Genomic DNA, 13,212 nt, shown 5'->3' on the forward strand with positions numbered 1-13,212 from the left:
ACTACTGCTCTTCGCGCTCGCTGCGCTGTTGGATCTTGTTCAGCTCGATGAGCAGGCGGAACACCGCTTTCACGAGGTTCGAGTCGAGGTCGAACTTCTCGGCGTTCCGGCCGGCACGCGCCATGACGGCCTGCTCCTGCTCCTCGTCCGTGGTGGCGAGGTCCTGCTGTTCTTTGACGTCGGCGACGGCGTCCGCGACGTAGGTGCGTCGCGCGATGAGTTCGACGATGTCCTGGTCGATCGCCTCGATCTGCTCGCGGAGCTCGTCGAGGCTCATCTCGTCCGTGCGCCGTCGTGCTGTGTCGTCGTGAGGAACGTCGTTCCCGGTCTCGTCTCCCATGATTCCTGTAGGTCTTCGAGGGTCGCCCGGTCGCCGACGGCGACGTAGCTCGGGCCGGTCCCGGAGAGCGAGACGCCGTCGACGGCGGGCATGGCTTCGACGAGCGGGTCGCTCGAGAACCCGAGCGCCCCGCAGTAGGCGAAGCCGTTGATTGTCATCGCGAGGCCGTAGCGGCCCGCGAGCGCCAGTTCTTCGACGTGTTCGGCGAGCGGTGCGATGTGCGCACAGCGCGCTGCGTCGGCGTCCGCGCTGAACGCCTGCCGATCAGGCGTCCAGACGAGGACGTCCCACGCGGGGTCGTCCCGAGCGAGGAGGACGTCCCGGTCGTTGTCGGTGACGGTGAGGCCGCCGAGCATGCTCGCGCTCGCGTCGTCGTACGCGCCGGTGACGGTGACGCCGACGTCGCGGGCGGCCTGCACGCCCAGCAGGGCGGCCTCCTCGCGCGAGACGGCCTCGACCTGCCCGAGCGCGTCGAGCGTCGCGAGCACGGTGGCGTTCGCGGCGGCGCTCGAGGACTTGAGGCCGGCCGCCATCGAGATTTCCGAGTCGGTCTCGACGTGTCCGCCCTCGCCGTCGCCGTACTCCTCACAGACGAGTTCGACGCAGCGCTCGACGAGGCGGGTGTCCGCATCAGGTTCGCCGACGACGGTCGCCGACACCTCGCTCCCGCCGAGTTCGACGTCCGCGCGGACGTATCGGTCGATGGCGAACGCGGCGCCGCGGCCGGTCGCGAGCGCGTTCAACACGGTGCCGGCCGCGGGGGCCTCGGCGCTGCCGTCCATGCGTGTGAGTAGCCGACGTGGCACTTACCGTTGGCGGTCTCGACAACCCTCGGTGGCGCGCCGGGAGCGCGCCGGGAACGCGGCGCTTTTGCGCGTGAGGCCGTACCTCCCGGTATGAGCTATCGGAACGACGTCGCGCCCGAGACGATTCCCGTCGAGTTGACCGAGGACGGCGTCGTCGTCGAGTACGCGGACGGTCGCCGGACCTTCTACCACGGCGTCCCGGAGCGCCACCACGGCACCCTGCGGACGAACCCCGGGATGCACGTGCAGGTGCTCGTCTGCGACCCGACGGAGACGGAGGGCGTGATGCTCTACGTGAACGACCGGAACACCCACGACGACATCCTCGAAGGGACGGGCGTCGGGCGCGTGATGCTCGATCCCGGCGAGGAAGAGGAAATCTTCCCGGGCGTGACGGTGGAGATGGACGGCCACGCCGCCGAAATCACGGCGGACCCGGAGGTGGCGCGCGGGCGCGTCTTCGTCTTCGAGGAGGACGAGATGAGCGAGTACAGTTTCGAGCTGTTCGCTCCCGAGGAGTAGCGTCGCTACTGCAGGTAGGAGGGCTCTTCGGCGTCGCAGGTGTCCTCGTGGGCCTCGGCGTCGTCCTTCGCGTCGAACATCAGTCCACACTTCTCACAGCGGTACCAGGTCATCTCGTCCCGCTGGGTTTCCTCGACCATACGCCAACCCTCGGGGGCCGCCGTGTTAGGCGTTTTCCCCGCCGCACCGCAACCATTTACTCGCGCGCCACGAACCCCACGCCAATGAGCGAGGACTCGGGCCGCCGACTCGTCGTCCGGGAGGCCACCCCTCGGGACGCGGGTCGGGGCATCGTCCGGCTCCCCGACGCGGTGCGCCGCGACCTCGGCGTCCTCAGCGGGGACACCGTCCGTATCGTCGGCGAGGGTGCGACCGTCGCGAAGGTGTGGCCGGACCCGACGCTGGACGACGACGAACTCCGCATCGACGGCGCGACGCGCGCGAACGCCGGCGTCTCGGTGGGGGAGACGGTGCGCGTCGAGAAGGCCACCGTCCGGGAAGCCGAGCGCGTCGTCGTGACCCCATCCGTCCCGCCGGCGCGCGAGCGCGACGCCGTCGAGGACGCCGTGCGGGACGCGCTCTTCGACCGGCCGGTGAGCGAGGGCGAGACAGTGCGCGTGGACGCCCTCGGCGACATCGGCGAGTTCCGTGTGACCCACACCGACCCGGGCGCGGACGTCGTCGTGACGGACGCCACTACCGTCGACATTGAGGTCGAAAAACCCGGCGCGAGCACCGGGACTGGGGACGAACAGGGCGAGTCGGGCGTCGGCGTCACCTACGAGGACGTCGGCGGCCTCGGCGAGGAACTCGCGGCGGTGCGCGAACTCGTCGAACTCCCCCTCACTGACCCCGGGCGCTTCCGCCGCCTCGGCGTCGAACCGCCGAAGGGCGTGCTGCTCTACGGGCCGCCCGGCACCGGGAAGACGCTCATCGCGCGCGCCGTCGCCAACGAGGTGGACGCGCACTTCGTGAGCGTCTCCGGGCCCGAGATTACCTCGAAGTACAAGGGCGAGAGCGAGGAGCAACTTCGGGAGGTGTTCGAGGAGGCCCGCGAGAACGCGCCGGCCATCGTCTTCTTCGACGAGTTCGACGCCATCGCCGGCAAGCGCGACGAGGCGGGCGACATGGAGAACCGCATCGTCGGGCAACTCCTCAGCCTGATGGACGGCCTCGAAGGCCGGGGCGAGGTCGTCGTCATCGGCGCGACCAACCGCGTGAACGCCATCGACCCCGCGCTCCGCCGGCCCGGTCGTTTCGACCGCGAAATCGAAATCGGCGTCCCCTCCAAGTCCGGGCGCGCGGAGATTCTGGACGTCCTCACGCGCGGCATGCCGCTCGCCGACGACGTGACCCTCTCCACGTTCGCGGAGCGGACGCACGGCTACGTCGGCGCGGACCTGCGCGCGCTCGTCACGGAGGCGGCGATGGCGGCGATTCGCGACGACCGCGAGGTGGTGACCCACGCCGACCTCGAGACCGCGTTCGCCTCCACGGACCCCTCGGCGATGCGCGAAGTCGTCGCCGAATCCCCGGACGTCTCCTTCGACGACATCGGCGGCCTCGAGGAGGCGAAAGCCACCCTGCGCGAAGCCGTCCAGTGGCCGCTCCAGTACGGCCCGCTCTTCGAGGCGGCGCACACCGACCCGCCCACCGGCGTTCTGCTCTACGGGCCCCCGGGGACGGGGAAGACGATGCTCGCGCGCGCCATCGGACACGAGAGCGGCGTGAACGTCGTCCGCGTCGCCGGCCCCGAACTCGTCGACAAGTACGTCGGCGAGTCCGAGAAAGCAGTCCGTGAGGTCTTCGAGCGCGCGCGGCGCACCGCGCCCTGCGTCGTCTTCTTCGACGAAATCGACGCCGTCGCGAGCGCGCGCGGCCCGGACACGAGCGAGTCGACCGAGCGCGTCGTCAGCCAACTCCTCACCGAGTTGGACGCCGCCGCGGAGAACCCGAACCTCGTCGTGCTCGCGGCGACCAACCGCCGGGACGCCCTCGACCCCGCGCTCCTCCGGCCGGGTCGCTTCGAGACGCACGTGAACGTCCCGCGGCCGGACGAGGCGGCGCGTGCGGCCATTCTCCGCGTCCACACCGAGGGCAAGCCGCTCGCGGACGACGTGGACCTTGATGCCGTCGCCGAGCGGACTGATGACTATACGGGCGCGGACCTCGCCGCCGTCGTCCGCGCCGCCGCGCTCGACGCCATCCGGGACACCGTCGAAGCCCACCCCGAGGACGCCGCCGACCACCCCGAGGACGTCCTGATTCGCCGCCGGCACTTCGAGGACGCGCTCGAACGCTACGCGTCGAGTCGGTAGGGGTGCGACTCTGCGCGCGGGCCGCGGACGGCGACAGATAGAGAAACCCGTACCGCCTTCCCCCGACTATGACCATCGAGGCAGTCGTCTTCGACATGGACGGCGTCGTCGTGGACTCGGAGGACTACTGGCGCGAGGAGACCGCGAACATCCTCGCGGAGGCTGTCCCGGACGCCGACGTCGACCCCGCGGAGGTCGTCGGCATCAACGTCTACGACCAGTACGAGCTGCTCCAGGAGGCGGGCCACGACCTCGCTGTCGACCGCGAGGGCTACTTCGACCTCTACAATCGGCACGCGAGCGACCTCTACACCGAGAAAGCGGCGCTCACCGACGGCTTCCACGACCTCCTCGCGGACGTCGAGGCGCGCGGCCTCCCCGTCGGCCTCGTCACCTCCTCGTTCCCGTCGTGGGTGGAGATGGTCTTCGAGCGCTTCGAGCTCGACCCGTACTTCGACGTCGTCGTGACCGCTGGCGGTGAGGACGTCCCCGGCAAGCCGGAACCCGACCTCTACGAACTCGCCGCACAGCGACTCGGCGTCGATCCGACGGCGATGCTCGTCGTGGAGGACTCCGAGCACGGCGTCGCCGCCGCGTCACGCGCCGGCGCGCACGTCGTCGGCTACAGTCACGGCGCGAGCGCGGACATGGACCACTCCGAGGCGGACGCCGTCGCGACGTCGCCCGCGGAGTTCCGCGAGCGCGTGCTCGCCCGCCTCGACTGACTCAGGCCGACGGGAGCGTCACCGTCACCGCCGTCCCGCCGAGGTCGGAGTCCGCGAAGGAGAGCGACCCGCCGTACTCCTCGACCGTCCAGCGGACCAGCCAGAGGCCGAGGCCGCTGCCGTGTTCGAGCTGGGTGATTTCGCGCTCGCCGGTGAGGAGTTCGCGCTCCGTCTCCGAGATGCCGGGGCCGTCGTCCGCGACGGTGATGGCGACGTCTCGGTCGCGGCGCTCCCCGCGGACCTCGACCGTCGGGGTCTCGGCCTCGTTGTGCTCGATCGCGTTCTCGACGAGTTCTTCGAGTGCATCCTCGAGGTGCCTGCCGGCACGCACCGGGAGTTCCTCGGGGACGTCGAGGCCGACGTCCGCTTCGGGATACTCGTCGCGGGCGTCCGTGACGACGCGCTCGCAGACGGTGCTCGCGTCGACGCGGTGTGGTTCCTCCTCGAAGGCGTCCTCGACGGCCTGGACGTTCTCGTTCATCTCCGAGAGGTCGTCGGCGACGCCCTGAATCTGCTCGGCGGCGTCCGGGGCGGCGTCGCGAACGTCCTCGACGGCGAAGATGAGTTTCTGCGCCTCGTGGCGGAGGTTGTGTCGGACGAGCGTGTTCAGGACCGCGAGGCGCTCGCGCTCGGTCGCGAGCTCCTCGGCGCGAATCCGCCGGACGTCGTAGACGCCGATGATGACGTGTGCGACCGCGCCCGCGGAGAGCGCGACGGCGAAGAGGAAGCCGGCGTCCGCGACCGGGCGGTACGTGAAGATGAGCGTGAAGACGACGCCGAGGACGACGATGCCGAGGAAGTTCCATCCGGCGATGCGGACGGCGTTCGTCTGCGAGACGTCGAGCCGATAGACGACGGCCCCGACGGCGACGAGCCCGAGCGAGACGAGGACGCCGACGACGCCGAGGACGACACCGAGCGCGGCCGGCCCGGCGAGCAAGTGCTGGAGTATCGGAACGAGGAGGACGGCGCCGGTGAGCGAGAGCGACCCGGCGGCGACGAGTCGGAGCGGTTTCATGTAGGTGCTCCCCCGTTCGCTCGCCGACGGATTAAGTGTGTTCGCAGGGCATGGCGCCCCGACAAAGCACTTACCGCCCGTCGCCACACAGAGTCGTGTATGCGATTCGACGCGACTCGCGCGCTCGCCGCACTCGGCGTCGCCTTCCTCGCCCTCGCTGGCGTCTTCGCCGCCGCCCGCGACTGGCAGTACGGGGCGAAGGCCACCGTCGCGTTCGTCTTCGGCCTCTCCTATCTCGCCGTCGGCCTCCTCGCGCGCGACGACCCCGTGCCCCGCGCGCTCCGCCGCTCGCTCGCCGGCCTCCCGGTCATCGTCGTCGCCGTCTTCTGCGGCGTCGAACTCGCGGACGTTGCCGCCGCTGGGACGGCCTCGCCGACGCCCTACGACGCCCTGCAGGCGGGCTATATCGCCCTCCTCGGCTTCCCCGCGGGCCTCGGCCTCCTCTACGGCCGCGGAGCCACCGAGTCCGAACGCCTGAGCGTCCTTCTCGTCGCGGCGTGCTGTCTCCTCCTCGGTACGCTCCTCGCGGGCGTCGTCTGGACGTCCGTCTGGCCGTCCTCACTCGTTATGCGCCTCGGCCTCGTCGGCGTCGTCTCCGCCGTCGTCACCGGCGTCGGCGCGACGCCGGCGTACGCTCTCGCGCGGCTAGAGCGACCCGACTAGCGTGCTCACGCGAACGCGCGAAAACGGTTCGTCACCAGAAGGCCTTGGTGCGGGCGTACTCGCGTTCGCGTTCGAGGATGTCGCGGTAGAAATCCGAATCGTCCTCGCGGTGATTGTTGATGACGCGGGCGGCGTTCTGCGGGCCGACGCCGCGCGCGGCGAGCGCGATGACGGCCTTCTTGCCGTGACTCTGCACGATGCTGGCGTTCCGGTAGGCGCGCTCGACCATTTTTTCCTGCTCGTCGTCGCGCGCCTCGGGGTCGGCGTTGAGCGCGCGCACGACGTCGTCGGCCCACGGGGAGAGCGCGGCGATTCTGGTCGAGCCACAGCGCGGGCACTCGGGTTGCTCGCGCACGCGCTTGACCTTCGTCTCCTGCTCCCACCCGGAGCAGTGCAGGCAGACGAGGTTCACGCGGTCGTCGAGCAGGCGCTCCTTCACGGCGTTGACGACGCTCGCGTCGGCGTTCTGCGGCGTGAGGAGCTCCTGCCCGGAGGAGCGCCCGCCGACGCCGATGGCGGTGTGTTCGCCGTGGCGGACGAGGTCGAGGTCGCCCGACTGGAGGCGCTCGAGGACGTCGCTCGCGCCCGCGACGTCGAGGTCGGTGTGGAACACCTCGCGGAGCGCCTCGTCGTAGACGGGGGTGTCCTCTAAGGCGCCCATGATGCGGTCGAGTCCGACGCCGTCGCGGCCCTTCCACCGTTTGAGCGCGCCGAACTTCGCGGCGACCTGCGCGAGCGTGAACTTCAGCGTGTCCGAGCGCTTCAGGGAGAGTTCGAGGAGCGCCGCGACGTGGTCGGGGTCGGTCTCGCGGAGAATCGCCTCGACCTCGCTCGCGCGGACGCCCTGGGGGACTTCGAGTTCGATGCGGTAGGGGCCGCTGTCGAGGCCCACGGACGACCCGGTGCGCTGGCCGAGGAGCGCGGAGAGGAGCCGGCCGAGTGTCTCGTTCACCTCGTGGCCGAACGCCGCGTTCAGCCGGATGGTCCGGCCTTGCGCCTCGACGACGATTCGGTCGTCCGTCGGGACGGGCGCGCCCGACTCGACCTGTCGCGCGACGGGTTCGAGGCCGGTCGCGACCGTCTCCGCGTCGGCTGGATAGCGACTGGCGACGTCGCGCGCGACGGCGTCAAGGCCCGCGCCCGCGTCGAACTGCGCGCCCGCGGCGGCGCGCATCTCCCCGACTTCCTGGGCGACCTCGTAGGGCACCGGAATCTCGGAGCCGGTCCACGACGGCACTTCGCCGCTCGGGTCGGCGATTGGCGAGACGTTGACTCTCCCTTCCTCCTCGTCGATTTCGGCGATGCGCCACATCTCGCCGCGCTGGATGAACGTCTCGCCGGGTTCCGCGAAGTTCACGACGAAGCGCTCGTCGAGCGTCCCGACCTGCCGGCCGGCAGCCATGTCGTAGACCTCGTAGGTCTCCTCGTCGGGAATCATCGAGAGGTTCGCGTAGACGTACTGCCACGTCCCGCCGGATTTCGAGAGTTCGTCGTCGGCCTCGTTCAGGTAGAGCACGCGGTTGCCGTGGAGTTCGCGGACGACCTCTCGGAACGCCTCCTCCTCCAGATCGCGGAAGGGGTAGGCGCGCGTGACGATGCGGTAGGCGCGCCGGGCGGAGACGTCCCCGAAGTCCATCGCGATGCCCGCAATCTGGTTCGCGACGGTGTCGAGGCTGCCGTGATGGATGTTCACGGTCTCGACCTCGCCGGCGCCGGCGCGTCGGGCGATGGCGAGCGCCTCCATCACCTCGTCGGGGTGCGTCGCGACGATGGTGCCGGACGAAACGGCGTCCCGCCGGTGGCCGGCCCGGCCGACGCGCTGGAGGAGGCGCGCGACCTCGCGAGGGCTGTTGTATTGGACGACGTGGTCGATGTGGCCGACGTCGATGCCGAGCTCCATCGAGGACGTACAGAGCATCGCGTCCAGTTCGCCGGCCTTGAACGCCTCCTCGACCTCGATGCGGGCGTCCTTCGAGAGGCTGCCGTGGTGGACGCCGATGTTCGCGCCGAGTTCCTTGAAGCGCGAGCCGAGCGCCTCGGCGGTCTGCCGGGTGTTCACGAAGACGAGCGTCGAGTCGTTCGCGTCCACGATGTCCCGAATCGCCCGGACGTGACTCGCCATCTCCGGCGTCGTCATCAGTTCGTTGCTCAGTCGCTCGTCGGCTTCTGTCACTTCGGGCGCGACGACGTCGAACTCGACCTTCGAGGTGACGTCCACCTCCACGACGTCGAACTCCCGACCGCCGGTGAGGAAGTTCCCGACCTCCTCGGGGTCGCCGACGGTCGCCGACAGGCCGACGCGCTGGAACGCACCCGAGAGTTCGCGCAGGCGTTCGAGGCCGATGGCGAGTTGCGCGCCGCGTTTCGCGCCCGCGAGTTCGTGCACCTCGTCGACGACGACGTGCTCGACGTCGCTGAGCGCGGTGCGGAGTTTCTCGCCGGTCAACATCGCCTGCAGGGTCTCGGGCGTCGTCACGAGGACGTCCGGCGGGTCGTTCGCCTGCTTCGTGCGCTGGTACTGCGTCGTGTCGCCGTGACGAACGTCCACCTCGACGTCCAACACCTCGCCCCACCAGTCGAGGCGTTCGCGCATGTCGCGGTTCAGCGCCCGCAGCGGCGTGACGTAGAGCGCGCTGATGCCGTGGACGTGTCCCTCCTCGTTCTTGCGCCGCACGATGGCGTCGAGCACGGGGAGCATCGCCGTCTCGGTCTTCCCGGTGCCGGTCGGCGCGACGACGAGCGCGTTGTGGCCGGCGACGAGCGGCGGAATCGCGCGTCGCTGTGGCTCCGTCGGGGTCGTAAAGCCGCGCTCGGAGAGCGCGTCACGGACGGCGGGCCCGAGGCGGGCGAAGGCGTCCACGACGCCGGTCTCACTCATTGTCGGAAGAAGGGCCGCAGACCGGTTAAGCCCCTCGCCGCCGGCGACGACCCCAAGCTTTCTCGCCCCCGCCGCCGTGGCCTCACCCATGCATCTCGCCGACGAGGCGTGGCCGGAGTTGGAGGCGTACTTCGAGGAGGAGTCGCTCGCAATCGTCCCCCTCGGAAGTACCGAGCAACACGGTCCACACCTCCCGGAGGGCACCGACCACCTCATCGCGGAGGCGTTCGCGGACGAGGCTGCCGCGCGAACGGGCTACCTCCGCACGCCCACCGTCACGGTCGGCGTCAGCCCCCACCACCGCCAGTTCCCGGGGACGGCGTGGGTGGACGCGCCCGTCTTCCGGGACTACGTGGAGAGCTACGTCCGCAACCTCGCCTACCACGGCATCGACCGCGTCGTCTTCGTGAACGCGCACGGCGGGAACGTCCAGCACCTCCGCGAAGTCGGGCGACGGCTCCGCGACGACGACGTCGCCTACGCGGTCGAGTGGATGTGGGACGAGTCGATTCCGGACCTCGTGGACGAGGTCTTCGCGCACAACGGCCCGCACGCCGGCCCGAAGGAGACCGCGCTCATCCAGCACCTCCACCCGGACCTCGTCCACGAGGACCGCCTCGAAGAAGCGCGCGACGGCGGCGCCATCGACCCCGAGGCGTCGATTCGCACGCGGAACGGCTCGCGGACGTTCTACGACTGCGTGGAGAACTCGTCGAACGGCGCGTTCGGCGACCAGACGGACGCGTCTGCGGAAAAAGGCGCGGAGCTGTTCGACGCGGCGAGCGACCAACTCGAGAAGCTCTGTGAGTGGCTCGCCGCCCGCGACTGGGACGAACTCCGTGCGCCCGAGCGCGTGACGGCCTGACCGTCGTCCGTGGCGTCCCGTGTGCGCCGCCCGACCGGCTGCAGTCTCACGGTCCGCGGCACGTTTTTTACACATCTGCAACATTGGGAATTAGCGTGACGCACACCGAACCCGAAGGCGAACGCCCAGAGTGGGAGCCCGTAGACACGCCGTTCGACGTCGACCTCTTCGACGTCGTGCAGTCCGCGCACGGCCCGTACGCGGTCGGCGCGAGCGGGACCGTCGCCGCGAAACGCACGGGTGACTGGACGACCGTCGTCGAGTCGGGCCCAGGTGCGAAGAACCGGACGCTGCGGGCGGCCGACGCGACCGACGACGGCGAGCGCGTCTGGTTCGCGGGCGCGTCGGGCGCCGTCGGCGCCTACGACGTGACGAAGGGCAAGAAGTACGACCACTCGAACGCCGGCCACAGCGTGACGAGCTCGTGGGAAGCGATCACGGTCACCGGGAAGACGGGTGAGGAGCAGGGCTACGTCGCCAACGGCAGCGGCGCTGTCATCCCGTTCTCCGTGAACAGGGCCGAGGTGACGTGGAGCGACCCCGTCGAACCCGGCGGCGGCGCGAACATCACCGCCATCGCCACCGCCTCCGACGGTATGGCCTACGCCATCGACAACGACGGCAAGGCCTACCAGACGAAGGTCGGCGCTGGGTCGTGGGAGAAAATCGGCGTGCTGAACGCACAGGTGTCGTTCACGGACATCTACGCCGGCCCCGGCGGTCAGGTCTACGTCGCGGCGGGCGACGGCCGGCTCTATCGGTACGACCCGAGCGCGAAGAACTGGACGCCGGTCGACGTCGCGAACACCGCGCTGAAAGCCGTCGACGTCTTCCAGAACCAGGTCGTCACCATCGCCGCCGACAACACCATCTACTGGCGGAACGTCGAGAAAGCCTCGCGCTGGACGCAGGCGAAAGCCCCCGTCGGCTCCGACCTGCTCGCGCTCGCGCTCGGCTATCCGGACGTCGCCGTCGGGAAGGCCGGGACGGTCATCCACCGCGGCCCGATGCACCCGCCGGAAGCCGAATCGAAGGAGAAAGTCGACCCGAAGAAGAAGCAACAGGGCGAGCGCCTGCTCTCCTGTGAGGTCATCGTCGAGGAGCTCCTCACGCGCCTCGAACGCGAGGAGTTGATTCGCCTCCTCGAACTCCGCGAGAACTGCGACCCGATGCTCCTCGAACACCTGAAGACGATGCAGGAGGAGGAGACGCTCGAGCTCGAGGAGCTCATCGAGGGCAAGGAGGTGCTCCCGCTCCTCCTCGCCGGCGAGTGCGAGGGCCGTGAGCGCGTGGCCACCCGCGAACGACGCGAGCGCGTCGAGGACGACTACGTCCTCGTCCCGCGCGAGGAAGTCGAGGCCGTCGAGACGCGGGCGGAGACCCGGACCAAGACCCGACGCGACTGTGGCGGCGAGGTCGACATCGAGACGCTCCTCGAACGACTCCGCTGCTGAGGCCGCCGCCCGCGACCGTCCAGCCTTCCTTTTAACATTCTTTCTGGCGAAAATAGTGTCGTGAAACACGCCAGTACCCGGTCCGCTGCCAGCGCCGAGTGGCGCGTCGTCGAGACGCCGTTCGACGAGGCGCTCCACGACGTCGTCCAGACCGTCGCCGGCCCGCACGCCGTCGGTGCGAGCGGCACGCTCGTCGCGGACACCGGCGACGGCTGGGAGGTCGTCCTCGACGACGGCCCGACCGCCTCGAACAACGTCCTCACCGCCGCCGACGTCACCGACGACGGGACGCGCGTCTGGTTCCTCGGCGGAGGCGGTGTCCTCGGATGCTACGACGTCGAGACTGGCCGGAAACACGACTACTCCTTCCCCAAGGAGATGACCACGTCGTGGACCGCCGTCGCCGTCTCCGGGAAGGCTGGGAGCGAAAAGGCCCTCGCCGCGAACGCCAGCGGCGAGGTCCTCCCGTTCGTCGTCGACGGCTTCGACGTCGACTGGGCACCCGTCACGAAGCCCGGCGGGAGCGGCGCGACCGTCGCCGCACTCGCCGCCTCCCCGAACGGCGTCGGCTACGCCGTCGACCACTCGGGGAACGCCTACGGCACGACGGACGAGGGGTGGGAGGACATCGGCATCGTGAACGCCCAAGTCGCGTTGAACGGCATTACCGCCGGTGCGGGCGGGCGCGTCTACGTCGCCGGCGGCGACGGCCGCCTCTATCGCTACGACGACTCCTATCGGTCGTGGACGCCCATCGACATCGCGAGCGCCGCCCTGCGTGCCGTCGGTATCGACGGGGAGCGCCTCCTCACTGTCGGCGCGAACGGTGCGCTCTACCAGCGCGACGGCAACACCCGCTGGCGGAAATCTGGGACGCCGACCGACGCCGGTCTCCACGACGTCGCCCTCGGCGAGACGGACGTCGTCGTCGGCGACCACGGCGTCGTCCTCGAACGACCTGGAGCGCCCGGCCGCGCGAGCAGTGACGCGGACTCCACCACCGGGTCGGGGACCGGCGGTACGGCGGAATCGGGTGGACCGAAGCAGTCCAGCGGCGGGCAGCAGTCCGGCGGCACGAAGAAATCGAGCAGCGAGAAGAAGTCGGGCAGTGCGAAGAAATCTGGCAGTGCGAAACAGTCGGATAGCACGAAGAAACCGGGCGGCGGGAAAGCGACTGGCGGCGAGAATAAGTCGGGCGGTGCGACAGAGTCCGGAAGCACGACGCAGTCCGAGAGCGGGGAGCAGACGAAGGAGGCGACGGAGTCCGGAAGCACGACGCAGTCCGGTGAGACGAAGCAGTCGAGCGGCGGACAGCAGTCCGGAAGCACGACGAAATCCGGCAGCACGAAGCAGTCTGGTGGTGCGAAGAAATCCGGTAGTGCGAAACAGTCCGGCGGGACGAAGACGCGCGACGAGGCGACGAAGGCTGGGCAGGCCGGTGGCGGCGAGCACCGACACGAACACGGCCACACCCACGAGCGCGAGCGCCTCGACCGGGTTCGCGACGACGCGCGCTTCGTCGTGGCCGTGGCAGACGCCGAACGCCTCGCCGCGGGCGTCGCGGACCTCCTCGTCGCGGAGGACGCCTGCGGGAACGACTACCTCGTCGTGCTCGACTAGGCA

At 69.9% G+C, this 13,212-nt stretch carries 12 protein-coding genes; 7 read left to right on the forward strand and 5 right to left on the reverse strand.

Annotation, left to right across the window (positions count from 1 at the left end; all coding sequences use genetic code 11):
• Position 1 precedes the first annotated feature (1 nt).
• Both ACQUS8_RS01250 and ACQUS8_RS01255 read right to left on the reverse strand, forming a co-directional pair.
• Entirely contained in the window at positions 2 to 277 is a 276-nt protein-coding gene (locus ACQUS8_RS01250; RefSeq protein ID WP_435095738.1) for a chorismate mutase, read from the reverse strand.
• Positions 274 to 1,122, reverse strand: coding sequence for a shikimate kinase (locus tag ACQUS8_RS01255; protein WP_435095741.1), 849 nt, complete (start codon positions 1,120 to 1,122; stop codon positions 274 to 276). The genes ACQUS8_RS01250 and ACQUS8_RS01255 overlap by 4 nt, the downstream gene beginning before the upstream one ends.
• A gap of 114 nt (positions 1,123 to 1,236) precedes the next feature.
• Here ACQUS8_RS01255 and ACQUS8_RS01260 point away from each other — a divergent pair, with 114 nt between their 5' ends.
• Positions 1,237 to 1,668, forward strand: a complete 432-nt coding sequence (locus ACQUS8_RS01260) for a DUF5796 family protein (protein WP_435095744.1) — start codon at positions 1,237 to 1,239, stop codon at positions 1,666 to 1,668.
• Positions 1,669 to 1,673: 5 nt separating this feature from the next.
• Here ACQUS8_RS01260 and ACQUS8_RS01265 read toward each other — a convergent pair whose 3' ends face one another.
• Positions 1,674 to 1,808: a DUF7128 family protein gene (locus ACQUS8_RS01265; RefSeq protein WP_435095747.1), complete on the reverse strand. Its 135-nt coding sequence runs from the start codon at positions 1,806 to 1,808 to the stop codon at positions 1,674 to 1,676.
• Positions 1,809 to 1,892: 84 nt separating this feature from the next.
• Here ACQUS8_RS01265 and ACQUS8_RS01270 point away from each other — a divergent pair, with 84 nt between their 5' ends.
• Together ACQUS8_RS01270 and ACQUS8_RS01275 are read left to right on the forward strand one after the other, a co-directional pair.
• Entirely contained in the window at positions 1,893 to 3,986 is a 2,094-nt protein-coding gene (locus tag ACQUS8_RS01270; protein ID WP_435095750.1) for a CDC48 family AAA ATPase, read from the forward strand.
• 68 nt (positions 3,987 to 4,054) lie between these two features.
• Positions 4,055 to 4,711: an HAD family hydrolase gene (locus tag ACQUS8_RS01275; protein ID WP_435095753.1), complete on the forward strand. Its 657-nt coding sequence runs from the start codon at positions 4,055 to 4,057 to the stop codon at positions 4,709 to 4,711.
• Position 4,712: 1 nt separating this feature from the next.
• On the opposite strand, the gene ACQUS8_RS01280 is transcribed toward ACQUS8_RS01275, so the two are convergent.
• Positions 4,713 to 5,729, reverse strand: coding sequence for a sensor histidine kinase (locus ACQUS8_RS01280; RefSeq protein WP_435095756.1), 1,017 nt, complete (start codon positions 5,727 to 5,729; stop codon positions 4,713 to 4,715).
• Positions 5,730 to 5,828: 99 nt separating this feature from the next.
• On the opposite strand from ACQUS8_RS01280, the gene ACQUS8_RS01285 reads away from it, so the two are divergent.
• Positions 5,829 to 6,392: a hypothetical protein gene (locus ACQUS8_RS01285; protein WP_435095759.1), complete on the forward strand. Its 564-nt coding sequence runs from the start codon at positions 5,829 to 5,831 to the stop codon at positions 6,390 to 6,392.
• A 31-nt stretch (positions 6,393 to 6,423) separates the two neighbouring features.
• Here ACQUS8_RS01285 and ACQUS8_RS01290 read toward each other — a convergent pair whose 3' ends face one another.
• Complete coding sequence (locus tag ACQUS8_RS01290; RefSeq protein WP_435095762.1) at positions 6,424 to 9,270, reverse strand: DEAD/DEAH box helicase; 2,847 nt, start codon at positions 9,268 to 9,270, stop codon at positions 6,424 to 6,426.
• 88 nt (positions 9,271 to 9,358) lie between these two features.
• Here ACQUS8_RS01290 and ACQUS8_RS01295 point away from each other — a divergent pair, with 88 nt between their 5' ends.
• From ACQUS8_RS01295 to ACQUS8_RS01305, 3 genes are all read left to right on the forward strand, one after another.
• Positions 9,359 to 10,135: a creatininase family protein gene (locus ACQUS8_RS01295; RefSeq protein ID WP_435095765.1), complete on the forward strand. Its 777-nt coding sequence runs from the start codon at positions 9,359 to 9,361 to the stop codon at positions 10,133 to 10,135.
• Positions 10,136 to 10,230: 95 nt separating this feature from the next.
• A complete protein-coding gene (locus ACQUS8_RS01300) occupies positions 10,231 to 11,589 on the forward strand; it encodes a WD40/YVTN/BNR-like repeat-containing protein (protein WP_435095768.1) in 1,359 nt (452 codons plus the stop codon).
• A 60-nt stretch (positions 11,590 to 11,649) separates the two neighbouring features.
• Complete coding sequence (locus ACQUS8_RS01305) at positions 11,650 to 13,209, forward strand: WD40/YVTN/BNR-like repeat-containing protein (protein WP_435095771.1); 1,560 nt, start codon at positions 11,650 to 11,652, stop codon at positions 13,207 to 13,209.
• Positions 13,210 to 13,212 lie beyond the last annotated feature (3 nt).

Origin of the sequence: Halarchaeum sp. P4 (assembly GCF_051195175.1) — an archaeon.
Classification (GTDB): Archaea; Halobacteriota; Halobacteria; order Halobacteriales; family Halobacteriaceae; genus Halarchaeum.

Coding starts and splice junctions, on each gene's coding strand:
- ACQUS8_RS01250 (WP_435095738.1), bottom strand. CDS start 277: ATGAGCCTCGACGAGCTCCGCGAGCAGATCGAGGCGATCGACCAGGAC.
- ACQUS8_RS01255 (WP_435095741.1), bottom strand. CDS start 1,122: ATGGACGGCAGCGCCGAGGCCCCCGCGGCCGGCACCGTGTTGAACGCG.
- ACQUS8_RS01260 (WP_435095744.1), top strand. CDS start 1,237: ATGAGCTATCGGAACGACGTCGCGCCCGAGACGATTCCCGTCGAGTTG.
- ACQUS8_RS01265 (WP_435095747.1), bottom strand. CDS start 1,808: ATGGTCGAGGAAACCCAGCGGGACGAGATGACCTGGTACCGCTGTGAG.
- ACQUS8_RS01270 (WP_435095750.1), top strand. CDS start 1,893: ATGAGCGAGGACTCGGGCCGCCGACTCGTCGTCCGGGAGGCCACCCCT.
- ACQUS8_RS01275 (WP_435095753.1), top strand. CDS start 4,055: ATGACCATCGAGGCAGTCGTCTTCGACATGGACGGCGTCGTCGTGGAC.
- ACQUS8_RS01280 (WP_435095756.1), bottom strand. CDS start 5,729: ATGAAACCGCTCCGACTCGTCGCCGCCGGGTCGCTCTCGCTCACCGGC.
- ACQUS8_RS01285 (WP_435095759.1), top strand. CDS start 5,829: ATGCGATTCGACGCGACTCGCGCGCTCGCCGCACTCGGCGTCGCCTTC.
- ACQUS8_RS01290 (WP_435095762.1), bottom strand. CDS start 9,270: ATGAGTGAGACCGGCGTCGTGGACGCCTTCGCCCGCCTCGGGCCCGCC.
- ACQUS8_RS01295 (WP_435095765.1), top strand. CDS start 9,359: ATGCATCTCGCCGACGAGGCGTGGCCGGAGTTGGAGGCGTACTTCGAG.